Genomic DNA, 14,063 nt, shown 5'->3' on the forward strand with positions numbered 1-14,063 from the left:
GTCCATAGAGGTATATGACGGTTGCAGAAATCAAAGGAACATTTAAGCTTGTCTGTTTAGGATGTCGGGTGAATCAGTATGAAATCCAAGCGTATCGCGACCAATTGACAATCTTAGGATATCAAGAGGTTCTAGACTCTGAAATCCCCGCAGACCTATGCATAGTCAATACCTGTGCTGTAACATCTTCGGCTGAGAGTTCAGGTCGTCATGCTGTTCGTCAGTTATGTCGTCAGAATCCTGAGGCACATATTGTGGTTACAGGGTGTTTAGGGGAATCTGATAAAGAGTTTTTTGCTTCTTTGGATCGACAATGCACGATTGTCTCTAATAAGGAGAAATCGCGTCTTATAGAAAAGATTTTCCCTTATGAAACTACGTTCCCTGAATTCAGGATCCATAGTTTTGAGGGAAAATCACGAGCTTTTATCAAAGTTCAAGATGGCTGTAATTCTTTTTGCTCATACTGCATTATTCCTTATTTGCGGGGGCGTTCAATCTCACGTCCTGCTGAGAAAATTTTAACAGAGATTTCTGAGGTTGTAGAGCAAGGATATCGCGAAGTTGTAATTGCAGGAATTAATATTGGAGATTACTGCGATGGAGAGTACTCGCTAGCTTCTCTCGTAGACGAAGTGGATCGGATTCCTGGCATTGAGCGGATACGCATTTCATCCATAGATCCTGATGATATCACTGAAGACCTCCACCGTGCCATTACCGTATCTCGTCACACCTGTCCTTCTTCGCATCTTGTTCTTCAATCGGGATCTAATTCGATTTTAAAGAGAATGAATCGTAAGTATTCCCGAGCAGATTTTTTAGATTGTGTAGAGAAGTTTCGCGCTTACGATCCTCACTATGGTTTTACTACAGATGTTATTGTGGGGTTCCCTGGAGAGAGTGATCAAGATTTTGAAGATACTTTGCGAATTATCGAAGATGTCGGTTTTATCAAGGTTCACAGTTTTCCTTTCAGTGCTCGCCGTCGTACAAAGGCATTTACTTTTGATAATCAGCTTCCTAATCAGGTAATTCATGAGAGGAAAAAGTATCTTGCTGAGGTCGCTAAGAAGGTAGGGCAGAAGGAGATGGCCAAGCGTCTAGGAGCAACAACACAGGTGCTTGTGGAGCAAGTTGTGGGTCAGGTTGCTGTAGGGCACTCACCTTATTTTGAAAAGATTTCTTTCCCAGTGGTGGGAAACATTGCCATCAATACTCTAGTTTCTGTTCGTCTCAATAGGGTAGAGGAAGAGGGGCTTATTGGAGAGATTGTATGATTGATATAATGCAACATTTTAAGCCCTATACTAGGGTTCCAGGACAAAAAGTACCCATTCCAGGATCTTTGTTATACGCTCAGGTATTTCCAACATTATGGCGTCTATTTTCTTCAGATCACGAAATTTTAAATGAGCAGACTCTAGGGGTTCAAGGGCCTTTAAAGCGGTTTGCTGTTTTCCAAGATTTACATCGTGGGGGGCTTGTGGTTACTTCCGAGAGCTATAAGTATTACCTGCTTCCCTCTGGCGAGTGTACACAATCTATCAAAGGGAGATTGCCGTCGGCGGCACAAGCAGGGCCCCTGTTATCTCTTGGTGTGCATAAGCACGCGGATTGGCAGCAGGTTCGTCGTCGTCGTGACCTTAAAGAAATTCTTCCTTTGTGGTTCCGTTTGGCTATTATGGTTCCTGAGGTATCCTATACGAATATAGAAACTTCTGCTATCGGCAACCTTTTAAAAATTACCCACCAAAAAGTTTTAAACAAGCAAACTACAGAGATTGCTCCTGCGCTGCTATCACTGGCTCTTGCGGGTTTTTCAGAATGCTTTCTTCCTAGGATTTACGATGAAGAATTTCAAGGAATCTTACCGCAAGGTGTGAATGAAGAGAAAAAAGTTCCCTTCGAGCTTCTTTATCATAGCTTGGCTGTGATCAAAGATATTTTTGTGAGACAACAGGGATCGTTTGTAGATATCCTTCCTGCACTTCCTCCTGAATTTCCTTGTGGCCGCTTGATTCATCTTTCCCTTCCTCATCTTGGGACGTTGTCCATAGTCTGGACAAAGAAGACCGTTCGTCAAGTCGAGCTCTACGCAGAACACAGTGGTGAGGTATCTTTAAAGTTTTGTTCTTCACTACGTAGTGCTCGCCTCCGTGAGTGGTCCCAGCGACGTCTTTCTAGATCTAAGAGACTTTCTTTAGGAGAAACTCTGGAGATAAAAGCAGGAACTGCATATTTATGGGATTGTTTCCATAAATAGATAGCCATCCATGGTTGATAAATTGATCAGTCCTGCGGATCTTGATCTGCTTGTCTCTGGAAGACAGAAAGATCCCCACAAACTCTTAGGAATCCTTTCTTCTGAAGATTCGTTAGATCGCATTGTTCTTTTCCGCCCAGGAGCTAGGACGGTTGCTATTGAGCTCCTAGGAGAGCATCGCGATACTGTTCCCCATCATTCGGGGCTATTTTTCTTATCTGTTCCCAAGGGAATCGGATATGGGGATTATCGTGTCTATCATCAGAACGGCCTTTTAGCTCATGATCCCTATGCGTTTTCTCCTCTTTGGGGAGCCGTAGACTCTTTTTTATTCCATAGAGGAACGCATTATCAGATTTATGAACGCATGGGGGCCATTCCTATGGAAGTTCAGGGGATCTCTGGTGTGCTCTTTGTCCTTTGGGCTCCACATGCCCAGAGAGTCTCTGTGGTCGGTGATTTTAACTTTTGGCATGGTCTTACCAATCCTTTACGTAAGATTTCCAATGAAGGGATTTGGGAACTCTTTATTCCAGGTTTAGGAGAGGGAACAAGATATAAGTGGGAAATCGTTACGGCATCGGGGAACGTTATTATAAAAACAGATCCTTATGGCAAGAGCTTTGATCTCCCGCCTGAGAGTGTAGCTGTTGTTGCAGATCCTGAGAGTTACTCTTGGAGTGATCGTCATTGGATCGAGAGGCGCTCGGAGAAAAATGAAAGGCCAATCACGATCTATGAAGTTCACTTAGGTTCTTGGCAATGGCATGAGCAAAGGCCCTTACGTTACAGTGAACTGGCCCATCGCCTTGCGAGATATTGCAATGAAATGCACTATACTCATGTAGAGCTTCTCCCCATCACTGAGCATCCTCTGAATGAATCGTGGGGATATCAAGTGACGGGATATTATGCTCCGACATCAAGATACGGCACTCTTCAGGAGTTTCAGTATTTTGTGGACTATCTACATAAAGCAAACATTGGGGTGATCTTAGATTGGGTGCCTGGGCATTTTCCTTTAGATGCGTTTGCTCTTGCCTCTTTTGACGGAGAGCCCCTTTATGAATATATGGGCCATAGCCAGGCTCTTCATCCCCATTGGAATACATTTACCTTTGATTATGGTCGTCATGAAGTTTCAAACTTTTTAATAGGAAGTGCCTTATTTTGGCTTAATAAGATGCATATCGATGGCTTACGGGTGGATGCTGTAGCTTCTATGCTTTATCGTGATTATGGTCGCCAAGATGGAGAATGGACCCCGAACATCTACGGAGGAAAGGAAAACCTTGAAGCTATAGAATTTCTGAAGCACCTGAATTCTATAATTCACAAGGAGTGCCCAGGGGTGATTACCTTTGCAGAGGAGTCCACAGCATTTCCTGGGGTCACTAAGAACGTAGATTCTGGTGGTTTGGGCTTTGATTACAAATGGAATTTAGGTTGGATGCACGATACATTTCATTATTTTATGAAAGATTTTATCTATCGTGCATACCATCAGAAAGACCTTACATTTAGCCTTTGGTATGCTTTCGATGAGTCTTTTATTCTTCCTTTATCGCATGATGAGGTGGTTCACGGTAAGGGAAGCTTAGTGAATAAGTTGCCTGGGGATACTTGGAGCAAATTTGCTCAAATGAGACTACTACTCAGTTACCAGATTTGTTTGCCAGGGAAAAAGTTACTTTTTATGGGAGGAGAATTTGGACACTACGGAGAGTGGTGTCCTGATCGTCCTTTAGATTGGGAGCTTTTAAATCAACACTACCACAGAACTTTGCGCAGCTGTGTCTCCACCTTGAATGCTTTGTATAGTAACCAACGTTGCCTATGGATGAAAGAGAACACAAGAGAGTGCTTTCATTGGGTAGACTTCAATGATGTAGAAAACAATGTCATTGCTTATTATAGATTTGCAGGAGGCGATCGCTCCTCAGCTCTTTTGTGTGTGCACCATTTCAGTGCGGGTACCTTTCCTTCGTATATCTTAAGATGTGAGGGCCTAAATCATTGCGAACTCCTTCTCAACACTGATGATGAGTGTTTTGGAGGTTCGGGGAAGGGAAAGCGCCTCCCTGTGATTTGTCAAGATGGTGGTGTAGCTTGGGGCCTTGATATAGAGCTTCCTCCTCTAGCTACTGTTATTTATTCTGTAACTTTTCATTAAAATTTAAATATTTCGTTTATAAAATCTTGGGCAATTGTTCTATTTTGTCCTATAGTTGATATTAATAATTTATTTTATAATTAAAATAATTATTAGTATTTCTTTTATGTTCACACCACCAGTTAACAATAACGATTCTCCATACTTGCCGCTGTCTACAGCAACCGAGAAAACTTCGCTTCTTTTGAGCGGTGGAAGAATCTTGCCCGCAACCAATTCAATATCACATATAAATGCTGAAGATAAAGGATTGCAAAAAAGTCTTTTTACCCATTCTGTCACTCTATTTGCTGGGTTGGTTGTTTTGCTCGTGGCGGTTGCTGTTGTTGTTGTAGCTTTAACAGTCTTAGCACCTGGAGTTCCTCAGGCAATCCTTCTTGGAATCGCTATCTCAGGCGTTGGTACTGGTGGATTTTCTATAATGAAAAGCCTGGTATACATGGTCCGTGACCATATTTCCCCTAGGATGCGGGAATCCAGAAGAGTGAAAAGTGCTATAGCTTTAGGATCTGGATTTACTGTTATGGGTTTGCTGGTGAAAGTGGGGGCTAACTTTGTCCCTGGAGGGTATGGCGGTTTAGTCGGTAGCTTGGGATCCAGTGCCTATTCTCGGGGAAGTCAAACTGCATTAGCAAGCATGAGTCACTATATCTATACTAAGTTTTTCCGTTCGGAAAAAGTAGCTAGGGGGGAGAGGCTTACAGAAGCAGAAACCATAAAAGAAGCGAAAAAACTACACTATATTTCTTTGTCGATCGCAGCTCTTGGCGCAGGTTTTGCCATTTTGGGGATTCTCCTTGCAATTGTAGGAACTGTATTTTTAGGGGGAACTCCTGCTGTTATTGCTCTTGTTTTATCTCCACCATTAATTTCTATAGGGATTACGACAGTTTTGCAGGCAATACTCCACAGTAGTATAGCAAAATGGAGAAGTTTGCTTCTTACCCAAGAAACAAAAGATCTTTTTGTAGATACCTCTCTAAAAGATATTCGCTTAGAAGAGCTACCCCCTAATTATGAGAGCGAAACTTCTACTTCTGTGATAGAAGCCGAAGATGGGGATTTGATTGCTGATACGAGGATGTCTCCTCAGGAAATCAACAAGAGGCTTTCGCTGACTACCAGACAGAAGGTCATCTTTGCCCTTACTACGCTGTTGCTGTTAGCAAGCATTGCTGCCTTTATAGTCACGGGATTTGGTGGATTAACAGCAATGCAAGTTCTACTTGTTGCTTCTGTAGGATCTGCTGTTGCCTCTGTAACACTTCCTATGGTTTCCTCAGGATTTTCCTACGCTGCCTACCAACTGAAAGCGAGATTAAATATCAGTAAATTACGTTGGAAAGAGACAAAAAATAAGAATCGTGTACGCAGGTTTTTAATTGAATCAGGGCTTACCGTCTCGGATAAAGAGTTTAATAAGATGTGGAAGACTGTCTACAAAAAACAGATCGAAAAGACCGATGCTGCAATTCGTGAGGAGGTTCGCGATTTTGAAAAGGGAGGGGAAGTCAAGAGCGCCCTTGTTGGCGGAATCTTACTTGGTGTAGGAATAGGAACTATGCTCCTTGCGTTCGTTCCTGCATTAGCTCCTATAATTCCAGGTCTTCTTGCTCTTGGTGGAGCTACTTTAGGAATCGCGGGAGCTATCTTAATGAGTAAGTTTGTCAATTGGCTGTATGACGAGCTTATTAAACTCTATGAGCGTCGACGCAATCGCCGTGAGCTTCTCTATAGTCCTGAAAATAAAATGCGCTCCATTGCCACAGATTTAGTTATTGATGCCTTGGCAGCTAGCGAAGGTGACCTATTCCACTTTGATGGTCCAGTAGACTTTATTGATGTAGATGTAAGTGGAAACTCTTAGTCTCAGTCTTTTAGTATAAAATCCTCAATCTTTGGATGCTCTTTTTATTTTTCTGTGACTGCCTCGAGTCTTTAATATTTAGTGGTTTGTTTGATTATATAAATAGATAATTCCTATTGATTTTCCATTTATATAACTTAAATTTTGTTTTTAAATTATTTTATTTATAATGTGTTTATTAGTTTTATTAAAATAATTTATCATTTTAGGTTCAATTATGGCAGTTGGTGGTGTAGGCGGTCCAGGAACTCCTCCTCCCCCTCCTCCTAGGAGAAGGGGCAGCAAGGATAGCAGTAGTTTAGGTCCTCGGGAGAACTTAGGAGAACATACAATTAGCAGTAGCGGGAGTCTTGCAGAAGGAGACACTTCAGTAAGAGAGAAACAAACCTTGTTACCTAAAGATAGAACTCCTGAGGGTGCATCAGGTACTGCAGGGAAGTCTGGGTTGAGTAAAATTTGGCTGGGTGTAAAAAATTTTTTCAAAAAACAACCTTCAGAGCCAAAGCCTAAGGAACCTTCTTCTGGTTTTCCATCATACATTGAGCATGGGGAGCGTGTTCCTGGGTTTGATGGTTTTGAAGGGCATTACAAGAAAAAGCCAGAGAGTCCTGGTTCTCCTGACGTTTTTGAGAAAGAGACAGGAAAGAGTAGGAGTAAGTTCTATTTTACAACGGAAGGGGAACCTATTGAAGATGTAGAAGAGGGCACTTCTTCGGGCACTTCTTCGGGTACTTCGTTGTTATCGAGAGCTCAGGAGGCAACGGGTAAAGTTAAGAGAGCTTTAGGTCGTATTGGGAAAGGGAAGCATTCTACTTCAGAAAGCATGCCGACGCACCCCGATGGCAGTCGAATGCATTTTGCAGAGGATATATCGACTTCAGAGTATGATGCAGATACAGAAGGGAGCTCTTCTTCGGATTCTTTGTCGTCATCGAGTGAAGGTAAGAGGATAGGAAAGAGTAGGAGTAAGTTCTATTTTACACCAGAAGGGGACCCTATTGAAGATGTAGGAGACGATGACCATTCTTCGGGTTATTCGTGGCTCGAGAGTGAAGGTGCCGAGCTGCGAAACCGTAGGAGTAAGTTCTATTTTACACCAGAAGGGGACCCTATTGACAATCCAGAAGAAGATGACCGTTCTTCGGTTTATTCGTGGTGGAGTGACTACAAGGACATAGGAAAGCGTAGGAGTAAGTTCTATTTTACACCAGAAGGGGACTCTATTGACGATCCAGAAAAAAAGGGCCCTTTTCCAGGTCCTTCGCGGTTATCAAAACTTCAAGGAGCAGCAGCTAATATCAAAGCCAGGGTAAAACGTTCTCCCTTGGAAAAAGATGACCGAAATGTTCAGAAGGCTGCAAGAGATCTACGTTCAGCTTTAAAAAACTTTGAGAAAGTATCTCAAGGTCGCTTAGCGCCAAATTTGACCTCTGGGGTTGAATCTCTTCTTGCACAGATAGAAAAAAGTCCTTATGAAGTACCTGTTGGTGATCTCATTGGTAGCTTGGACGATGGAGATGCAGCTCAGAAAGAACTGGAATCATTTTTTGCAGCTGGTGATGTGGTTGAGTATGCATCATTAGACCCAAGCGCCTTGTTAGCTCCTTCAGAAGGAATTTTCTCGAGCGGTGGTACTGGGGTTGAGTATGCAACAATTCGTTTTACTGATACAGATGGGACTCCTCCTCCTGACGAGACAGGAGCTCCCACTCAGGCTGAGGGAACTTCATCCACAGTGCCAGCAAGTCGTAGATTCTGGCTAGCGTTAAGGAATTTTGTAGTTAGCATATTCCGAGCAGTAGCGGCCTTCTTTAGAAGGCTTGCTTCTAGATTGAATCGAGCACGTCTTGCAGCTGCACAGGCAATTCGCCAATGTTTCCATAGACGTGGAGACGATTTAGAGCCTGGAGATGATTCTGTATCAGCAAGGGTATCAGAATGGTTAGCAAATCAAGGAATCGCTACAGAGCCCGGGGAATCAATCCCGATGTATGAACTTTCGCATTTGGAGAGACCAGATTTTGCTGAAGAGTTTGACAACAATCCTTTCGATGGAGGTGACAGACCTTTCTCTAGCTTAAGTTTCGCAATCAATCTTGCTATGAGGGCTGGAGAAATTAGCGAAAGAAATGCTCTTCTTCTTGCAAATAGGGAAGCTGGATCTCCTGACGATATTGTGGTCCAGCATGCTTTAAACTTAGCTAGGTCGTTTTCTAGAGAAGGGCAGTAACGAAGTAGTGTTTCTATATTGAAGGGAAGTTAGAAAGGTTTTATAAAACCTTTCTAACTTCTTTTTTAAAAATAGGTTATTGATTCTTTTAATATAATTAAAAGTGTTTTTTTTATTCTTTTTTAATAAAATTAATTTTAATTGTTTAAAAATTTTCTTTTTGGGAAGTGTTTATGGCATCAGGAATAGGAGGGTCTGGTGGATCGGGAAGGATCCCGCCCAACAGAAATACTGGGTATAGAAGCAGATCTTCGTCTCCTAAGGGAACACTCGGCAGACACGAGATTTCCTTGCCTTCCCAAGATAATGGCGGGAGGTCATCCCCCCAGGCGTCTCATCAAAACACTGGTTCCTCTCGTGTAGCAGGAGGAGGAGAGTCTCCGAGTTCCTCCTCCTCAGAATCTTCTTCTAGTTCCAGCTTTTTTTCTCGGATACGCTCTGGGGTAGGCAGGGTCTTAAACGCATTTAGTGGATTTTTCTCTGAAGGATCTAGGAATCAAACTCGTGAGACGCGCCGCACATTTGTTAAAATGCCACAAAGAACGACATCTCAAGAAAGTGCGTTTGAGAAAAAATCTGGGGCGGCAGAGGACTCAGATGTTTCGGGTGAGAATTCTTTTGTAGAAGGAGCTCCAGGAACTCCTCCACAAAAGCCTCCACGATTGTTTCTTTCTTCTTCTTCAATAGAGAGTCGTGGAGGTCTTAAGCTGGTGATGCAGCGCATTCGGGATCGCATCCTACTTCCTACTGGTTCTTCTCCTTCAGATTGCGAGCCTTTAAGTTGCGATGATCTCGCATGTCGTTTGGAATATTTAAAAACAGAGTTGAATGAAGTAAGATATGACAATCAACTTTCTTCTCAGGAAAAACTGTCAGCTGAACTTGAATTGCAACAGCTTATAGAAATAATGAATTTTCAATTGAGCTTTGCGTCCAAGGGCTTGTCTTCAGAATCTCGGGTAGAAGCTCGTTTTGAAAGGGTAGAAAGTAGCAGTGAGATCGATTCTCTTTGTTCAAAGTTGACGGATCTTGAGCTTGCAGAGCTCATAAGTCGCGGAGACTCTCTTGAAAACCTATTTGATAGTACTGCTGGAGAGTTAGAAGAAGCAGTATATAGGGTTGGGTCAAGTTTGTCTTTAGACTTTGATGGAGTCACTGGGAGAAGCGTCTTGCCTCTAACTCAAGAAAGAGAAGGTCCTCAGGTTTCTGCAGGAACTCGAGAGAGTCTAGCTAGAAGATTATGGGATGCGCTTCGTAATGTTCTAATGTATTGTTTAGGAATGATTTTATATATTTTAGGTAAGATCCTGAATGGATTGCGTATTGCTCGTCATGCAGTTGCTGAGGCAGTTCGTCGTTGTTGCGTCTGCCGAAGAGGGGAGTGTGCGTCCTCAGAATCAGAAGAGGATGCTATTTCAGATAGGTCTATTTCAGAAGTCGATGAGAGCGAAAGGAGAAGCCCTTCTGACGAATCCCGATCAAGAAGAAATAGCGATTCTGGATTGATGTATGCTTTAGCAAAATGGGGACAGAAGCATTTTGGAAGTAATAAGGATTCAGGATCATCAGATAGTAGTGGTCCGCCAGTCTTTTCGGTTCCTGAGTCTGTCGTCAATAGTTTGAGTGATGAGAGCACCATCAAATTTATTGTTCTTGAAGATGAGAAAGATTTATTCGAGAAAATGTATAATACTCCTCGTCCAAGAGAGGGGATCTATGATCTTCCTCGTGTCCATAGAAGGGGTGCTTGGGAAGAAAAGGAAAGCAATGTTTATGAAACTCCTAGAAATTTTGATTTAGAACCAGAGGGAGAGGATTACACCTACATGAGTCCCAGGCCACCAACTCCTGGAATCTATGATCTTCCTACACGTCCAGGAGAGCCTAGAGAGCCTGGTTATAGAAGTGGAGTTCCACTTCCTCCACTTCCTACTTCCTCTTTGGATCGTGCTAAGGGAATTCAAGAGGACAGCAACTTGGAATCCCCAATACATTCTCCTGATATTACAGAAAATCCTTTTACTGAGGAGAATATGAATAGACGTCGCTTTGCGCAGAGTCCCGAGAGACCCTCCTCTTCTCAAAGCTCCGAATCTTCTCCTAGTGTTACAGAAAATCCCTTTGCTGCTACCCCTCCTTTTCAACCTGTCTATGAGGAGATCCCAGTATGGCTCTTTAATAGGCCCCCTGCCCCACTTCCAAGACCTGAGAATATGTCTATTACCATTCCTAGTATTTCGATTAGGGTATCTTTTGGGTATGGAACAGAAACAAGAGCATCTTTGCTTTATGAGGGTGTAGAGGGTGTTAGGCAAGAGATAGAGAGAACAACTACCCCGCCGTCTTCGGAGATCATAGAACAACATGTATACGTACACCCCTTACAATTCGAGCCATTAGGAGGACTTGTAGCTACAACAAGAGTCTTGCTAACAAGAGGCTGGGGTGTAAGTGCGAGTAGTAGTGACGAATCAGAGGCTTAGGTTTCAAGTTTTTCTTTCTAACCTATTCGGTGAGGGTTTATAAATAACCTCTTTTATTTTCGTAGGAAAAGACATGGGTGTTTGTTTCTTCTCTGCGGATGGATCATGCTTATTGTTGGGAGTCTCCGCAACTCTCTAACACTCATATTATCTATAACATTTCTAGAATTTGATAGTTGTCCCTGCTTGAAGATAATGTGTCGAGGTCGATGAAGATACGGAACCTTGGTAATCTAAGAATACTGAAAAATTAGGGAATATAAAGGTGTGGTTTTTACATTTGAATGAAATTCCACTACGAGCAAGAGTCATTTCTGAAATGGGCCATGTCGATCCACTAGAGGCTAGGCTAACGTTGACTTCGGGATTTTGTTGGTAGAGGACGGGTTGGTAAGCTAGTTCTAGATTCCAATGTGTTGGAAGATGGAACTTGGATTGCCAAGAACTTTGAATTCCAAGAGGAACAGTCAAGTTGTATAAGGGTTTGTTGGTAGCGAATTTCCTGGGTTTATCACCTGTTTCTTCAAACGCTGTTTGATTAGAACGAACGGCAATAGCTTGCATAAAGGGAATAAAATGGAGGGGTTGCGAGCGCCATTGTAGAGGTAAAGAGCACGAGAAAGCTGCTCCTAAAGTGGTGCCGTAGCATTTTCCTTCAGTTTCTATTTTCCCATAGTTTCTAAAGGCTCTGAGATGATGGTTGCTGTAGCTATAGGCTAGACATGAGGATGTGGAGAACTTTTCATGCATCCAAGGAGTATCGAGTTGAAGGGCTAAAGCTGTAGTATGGGATGCCACTTTATTGCGAGAGCCACTCTCTTTGATATTGCTGAAGAATTGGGTGAAGTTTACAGCAAATCTATGATTAGAGGTATTAGATGCTGCTTCCAAAGAGTACCCCGTAGCGTCCATCCTGAACCCTATAGCATTAGAATTGCTATTTTGGTGAACAAAGAGCCCGATAGCCTCTCCTGAGGCTGTAGAAGAGACTTCACTTTGGTAATTTTGATTGCGTAGTATCGCAAATAGACTATGGAAAGATTGCCAGAGGGTAGTCAGGGCAATATCGCCTTTATTTTCTGGGTTTACCTTGTATCCTATAGGGGTCCAATCAGCATAAAGTTGGCGATGGACAGTATTTGTCGTTTGTTCAGAAGAATTGTCAGAAATAGTGACTGTTTCTATCCAATAGGGAGACCAGATTCCTTGGTAGCCATAGTGTTGGACAGTGTTTAAACTTTCAGGATGGAAATTATCGGTATTGATATGCCTGTCTGTGACATCTAGAAGGTAAAGAAGAGGGACTTCCTTGAGAGGTTGGGAAAGATCCGTACTGTCATAGGGATCAAGGTTCTCTTCAGTAAGAAGTGTGAGAGGTCCTGACAGATTGATTACTGGATTATTATCTTCACTATAGGGTGCTACTGTAGATATGGGGCGAACCCAGAGCATAGGAGCAGATTCCTTTTTTAAAACGGAAGGTAGGTTAATCGCTAAATTATTGATGTTGATTTCAGAACCTATACTGTTATTCTCTTTTGAGGTTGTAGAAAAAATAGCCCCACTTCCTAGTCTTAGAGTTCCACCAAATTGATCAAATTTATAGACCTTCCATTCTGCCCGATCTTCGAGAGCAAGTGTACCGTGATATAGCCCAATGTTGTTTTTGAAAATCGAAATGAAATCTTCACGAGAAATAGATGTATTTGAGACGTATGCTGAGGAAAATAAAATTGTCCCTAAGTGATTAGGTTCAGGATTGACAGTTTGAATAGAACTAACGTTATGTTTTTGCAGTATGGGATCGTAGAAGATAATAGAACGGTCTTGGTTTGCTCCAAATGATACTGTAGTATCATTAGCACAGTTTATAGCGTTATGCCTACGCTTACTATCATTTGTTGAGAAAGTTCTATTATTATGAAAAATAATATCTCCCTGTTCGGCAAACAGGGTACAGTTACCAGCTTGATGGATGCAGACAGCGCCTCCCCAAGTTCCCTGATTGTTAGTGAAATACACAGGACCACTGTTTTTAATAGTCATAAATTGTGTATAGATAGCACCACCATTACGTGCGCAAACATTATTGTCAAAGGAGACAGTTCCTGGGTTGTTTTCTATCAAAAATTCAGAGCAAAAGATTGCCCCTCCTGAGCAACGGTCAGGAGAAGTCTGCCGATCTAATGCAACATTATTGTTAAAGACGATAGGCCCCTGATTCTTTTTGATAGAGCAGGAGCCAGTTGTTCTTATTGCACCACCGAGTCCCGATTGGTTACTTAAAAAATAAATAGGCTTAGAATTATTCTCAATAAAGGTAGTGTCAGCGAAAATCGCACCACCAACAGTAATGGGCGTAACATTGATTGTAGTATCGGGTATAGTATAGGTTGTAGCATAGGCGGCAGTATTATTACAGAATATCATGGGACCAGTATTGTCATTGATCGTTATCTGACTAGCTACGATCGCTCCTCCTGATTTTTTTGCCATGTTGTTAACAAAGTATTGAGTTCCTTGATTTCTAGAGATTGTACATTTACTGGAACAGAAAATAGCACCTCCTTGAGTATCAGTAACCCTATTATTATCATTAGAGAGGCTTTGATTTCTCAAGAAAATGATCAAACCGTGATTGTCAGAAAGATTGAAACTGCCAGCTGTAAATACAGCGCCACCATTGTTAATTGAAAAGCGATTTAAAAAAAGAATTCGAGCTTTTGTATTGGTTATGGAGAGTGATTTGCAAGAGAGAGCTCCTTTTGTATTCGGGTAACTTTCTATGGATGTATAGTTATTAAATGTAAAATCTTGTGTTATATCCTTCGTATTTCCAAGGAGTGTTGTTATAAGAGAATTGGGGGAGAAATTGGTAAGATCTTCAAGTAGAGGAAAGCATATTTTGATTTCCTCTACTTGACTACCAAGGTAGTCGGATAAGGGAGTAATACCAAAGGTTGTTATTGTGGTCCCTAAAATTAGGATTCCAGAAAGGAAGGTAACTTTAATAGAGAATCTGTTATCTTTCACTGTTTATTCCT

Annotated in this window: 7 protein-coding genes; 6 read left to right on the forward strand and 1 reads right to left on the reverse strand. The window is 42.1% G+C overall.

The genetic code is table 11. The features are described from left to right. The first annotated feature begins 14 nt into the window (after nt 1-14). From mtaB to CMV32_RS04135, 6 genes are all read left to right on the forward strand, one after another. Nucleotides 15-1,280, forward strand: coding sequence for a tRNA (N(6)-L-threonylcarbamoyladenosine(37)-C(2))-methylthiotransferase MtaB (gene mtaB / locus CMV32_RS04110; RefSeq protein ID WP_100934641.1), 1,266 nt, complete (start codon nt 15-17; stop codon nt 1,278-1,280). Then, entirely contained in the window at nt 1,277-2,266 is a 990-nt protein-coding gene (locus CMV32_RS04115; RefSeq protein ID WP_100934642.1) for a hypothetical protein, read from the forward strand. The genes mtaB and CMV32_RS04115 overlap by 4 nt, the downstream gene beginning before the upstream one ends. Nucleotides 2,267-2,276: 10 nt before the next feature. Then, nucleotides 2,277-4,439: a 1,4-alpha-glucan branching protein GlgB gene (gene glgB / locus CMV32_RS04120; RefSeq protein WP_100934643.1), complete on the forward strand. Its 2,163-nt coding sequence runs from the start codon at nt 2,277-2,279 to the stop codon at nt 4,437-4,439. Nucleotides 4,440-4,545: 106 nt separating this feature from the next. After that, complete coding sequence (locus CMV32_RS04125) at nt 4,546-6,306, forward strand: hypothetical protein (protein WP_100934644.1); 1,761 nt, start codon at nt 4,546-4,548, stop codon at nt 6,304-6,306. A 217-nt stretch (nt 6,307-6,523) separates the two neighbouring features. After that, on the forward strand, nt 6,524-8,536 hold the full coding sequence (locus CMV32_RS04130; protein WP_100934645.1) for a hypothetical protein: 2,013 nt from the start codon (nt 6,524-6,526) through the stop codon (nt 8,534-8,536). Between the two features lie 173 nt (nt 8,537-8,709). Next, on the forward strand, nt 8,710-11,019 hold the full coding sequence (locus tag CMV32_RS04135; RefSeq protein WP_100934646.1) for a hypothetical protein: 2,310 nt from the start codon (nt 8,710-8,712) through the stop codon (nt 11,017-11,019). Nucleotides 11,020-11,181: 162 nt separating this feature from the next. Here the strand turns inward: CMV32_RS04135 and CMV32_RS04140 are convergent, their stop codons facing one another. Beyond that, complete coding sequence (locus CMV32_RS04140; protein WP_100934647.1) at nt 11,182-14,052, reverse strand: polymorphic outer membrane protein middle domain-containing protein; 2,871 nt, start codon at nt 14,050-14,052, stop codon at nt 11,182-11,184. Nucleotides 14,053-14,063 lie beyond the last annotated feature (11 nt).

The organism is Candidatus Chlamydia corallus (assembly GCF_002817655.1).
GTDB classification, from domain to species: domain Bacteria; phylum Chlamydiota; class Chlamydiia; order Chlamydiales; family Chlamydiaceae; genus Chlamydia; species Chlamydia corallus.